Source organism: Streptomyces sp. NPDC047014 (assembly GCF_040644195.1).
GTDB lineage: Bacteria > Actinomycetota > Actinomycetes > Streptomycetales > Streptomycetaceae > Streptomyces.
The window spans coordinates 1-3,204 of record NZ_JBEYVX010000179.1 but is presented as its reverse complement, the minus strand read 5'-3'; the positions used below and the strand labels follow the sequence as shown (position 1 = coordinate 3,204).

General features: G+C 71.0%; 2 protein-coding genes and 1 pseudogene. 1 reads left to right on the top strand and 2 read right to left on the bottom strand.

What is annotated here, in order from left to right:
- Positions 1 to 200: 200 nt before the first annotated feature.
- Positions 201 to 1,035, bottom strand: a pseudogene (locus ABZ873_RS34085) (IS5 family transposase).
- Between the two features lie 8 nt (positions 1,036 to 1,043).
- Positions 1,044 to 1,538 carry a hypothetical protein gene (locus ABZ873_RS34080; RefSeq protein WP_360880740.1) on the bottom strand — a complete coding sequence of 165 codons (495 nt, stop codon included), beginning with the start codon at positions 1,536 to 1,538 and terminating at the stop codon, positions 1,044 to 1,046.
- A 616-nt stretch (positions 1,539 to 2,154) separates the two neighbouring features.
- On the opposite strand from ABZ873_RS34080, the gene ABZ873_RS34075 reads away from it, so the two are divergent.
- Positions 2,155 to 3,204 (top strand): ALF repeat-containing protein (locus ABZ873_RS34075; protein WP_360880737.1); only part of this gene is annotated, 1,050 nt, incomplete at its 3' end.

The window sequence follows — 3,204 nt, the reverse complement described above, 5'->3', positions numbered from 1 at the left end:
TTCGCGCTGACAGCGGACTTGTGATCGGCCGCAGCCATGTCCGTGAGTTCCACCGCCAGCGCGGCAACGTCGTGCGCCACTCTCAACTCCCAGGTTGGATAGATGCTTTGGGTCCGCCCGCAAGCCTAGAGGTGTACATCGGACGGAAAGATCATTCCGGAGAACGGTGACAGGCGCCTCGCCGCATCGGGATAATGGATCTACCCCCGGAGCCAGAGCCGGAGCGCTGCGACGGTCACGGTGCCCTGGAATACGTAGACACGCTTGTCGAACCTCGTGGCCACGGCCCGGCAGTTCTTGAGGGCGTGGATCGTGCGCTCGACTTCGTTTCCGCGCTTGCAGATCGTTTTGTCGAAGCCGACGGGCCGTCCGCCCTTGCTGTCGCGGCGTTGGCGGTTGGCCCGCTGGTTCTTCGGCTCGGGGATGGTGTGCTTGATCTGCCGTCTGCGCAGGTTTCGGCGGTTACGCCGGGAGGAACATGCCTTATCGCCGCCGAGGTGGTCCGGTCTGGGCGGGGGCGCCCGCCACCGATCCGGCCGACACGGAGGCGTTCCATGACGGGGACGGGTATGAGCTGTGGGGCGTCGCCCCACTGGCCCGGGGTGATCAGCAAGGCCAGGGCGCGGCGTCCACCTTCTCCGGCGAGGTGGATCTTGCAGGTGAGGCCGCCCCGGGAGCGTCCGAGTCCCTCGTCGGGGCGGTGCTGCCGAGGCGCGCGTCCTTTCCCGGCACCCGCGGTGGTCTCCTGCACGCTCCGGCGGCGTGCTGGTGGGCCCGGCAGGTGGTTGAGTCCACGCTCACCATGGACCAGTCGATGCGGCCATGGGCATCCGCGTCAGCCAGGGCAGCCGCATAGATCTTGTCCCACGTGCCGTCCGCCGACCAGCGTCTGTGCCTCTCGTACACGGTCTTCCACTTGGCGAACCGCGCAGGCAGATCCCACCACGGCACCCCAGTCCGGTTCCGATAGAGAATCCCGTTGATGATCCCGCGGTGGCTGACCCAACGCCCACCACGCTGACCGGACTTGGGCATATGCGGCTTCAGTCGGGCCCACACGAAGCCCGCACGAAGTAGTCCTCGTCCGCCGCCAGCCGCTCGACCACATCGGCGGGAAGCTCCGGTGCGCACGTGACGGCCCGGCGCAGCAGGACATGGCTGGAGGCCGCGAGCTCCCGCAGCGCATCCGGGTCGCCGAAGCGTTCCTGCACCAAGGCGGCTGCCTCGTGTCGGCCTTCGGGCACGGTGTAGTCGACCGCGGACCGCTGCTCCTCGGATATGTCCGCGCGCAAGGACAGGGCAAAACGCACGGGGGCCTCGGGGTCGGTGGTCAGCGTGAGGGCGAGCGCCGTGGGTACGTGGGGGTTACATGCGGCTCCCCGCCGCAGTGAATCGTCGTCGTGGGAGACGAGGTGGACGGCCAGGTCCGCATCGAGGCGTGCGCGGTACGCGGCGTCGTTCGTCCGGTTCTGCGAGGAAGTCCGCGAGCGTCGTCGCCAGGGGCACGTCGACGTGGGCGGTGCGCTCGACTGCCTCACGCACCCAGGGGTCGGAGTCGGCCCCGGCCGGGCCCGGACCTCGGGGCGCAGTCCGGACCAGCTCCAGGGGTTGATGGTGCGGGGCCCGGACCCGGGGGTGGGGGTCCTCGGCCAGTGACAGCCGTGTCTCCTCCGGCAGGCCGGGCAACCCGACGGCATGCATGCGCGCACCCGGGCCTCCGGGCTGCCGGCCAGTCGTACGGTCAGCTCCGTCGGCAGCTCGACGTCGTATCCACCCGCCATCAACACGGCGGTCCACCGTACCTTCGGGTCCGGGTCCTCGGTGAGTACGGTGAGGACGTGCGGCGGAAGGTGCCCCCCCGCCCCGCAACGGGAGCGCTCGCAGCCGACCCAGGCGCCGTCTGTTTAACCCGGCTAAACGCGGGTTCCAGGATTGAGTGTTGTTCGGATGACCTCCGAAAGAGAGCCTTTACCTCGGCGCGGCCGGTGATCGATCACCCGGCCAGGACGCCGCAACCACCCGCCTCTCATCTGAACCGAGGAGATATCCCTTGGGTAAGATCGTCACCCTGCCCTGCCCGTCGCACGACGGCATCACACAGGTGCGCCCGTGACGCCGCCGTCGCTGTGGAGCAGGCGCCGGATACTCAGCACCATGGCCGGGGCCGCCGCGATTCCGGCCATGACGTCCGTCGTCACCCTGGGCGTCGGCCCGGCCCGGGCCGCCGAAGGCGAACCCGCAACGGACAACGGGCTGCCCGACACCGACCGGGGCAAGGCCGTATGGGCCTACAAGAGCGGAGGCCGGGCGGTCCGCGAGGCCGCTGCCGCCGCCCTCGTCGGCGCGCCGGCCGCGGTCTCCGTCTTCCTGACGAGCGAACTGCCGCTGGCGAAGGCGGACGACAACCGGTTCGGCGTCCTCGCCGCCCTCCCCCTCGCCGACAAGTCGGTCCGCGAGAGCGCGAACGCGGCACTGTCCGCCGGGGACGCGGCGATCGCCGCCTTCCTGCACGACGGCTACGCGCGGTCGCTCGACACCGACACCCGGGCGGCGGTCTTCACCGTCATGGACAACAGCGGGACCGCGGTCAAGCGCGAGGCCACGAAGGCCCTGGCGTCCGGCACGCCCGCTGCCCTGCGCACGTTCCTGGACGACACGCAGTACACCGCGCAGCAGGAGGACGAGCGGGCCGAGGTCTTCGCGATCCTCACCACGGCCTCCCCCGAGGTCAAGAAGTACGCGGAGCGTGCCCTGAGCGACGGGTCGCCCGAGGCGATCCGCACGTTCCTCGCCTCCGGCCAGCACATCGCGCGGGCCCGTGACGAGGAGGCCGCGACGGTCGATCAACTGGTCAGGATCGTGGTCCGGGAAGGCCGCCGGGCAAAGCTGCAGACCGAACTGGCCGTGGCCACTTCGAACCGGGCCAAGGACGCCGCGGAGAAGGCGAAGGCCGCCGCGCTGAAGGCCGCCGCGGAGGCGAGAGCGGCGCAGAACGACGTACGGAAGTCGGCCAGGGCGGCGAACAGCGCCGCGAGTGCCGCACAAGGCGCGGCGAGCGCCGCCCATACGGCGATCTCCGCGTCCCGGCTCGCCCAGACCGCGTCCAGCCGCGCCGGCCGGGCCGCTCAGGCCGCCGCCGCCGGCGCCGCCGCCGCGGGCCGCGCCGCCTCCCGGGCGTACGGCGCCGCCATCGCCGCCTCCAAG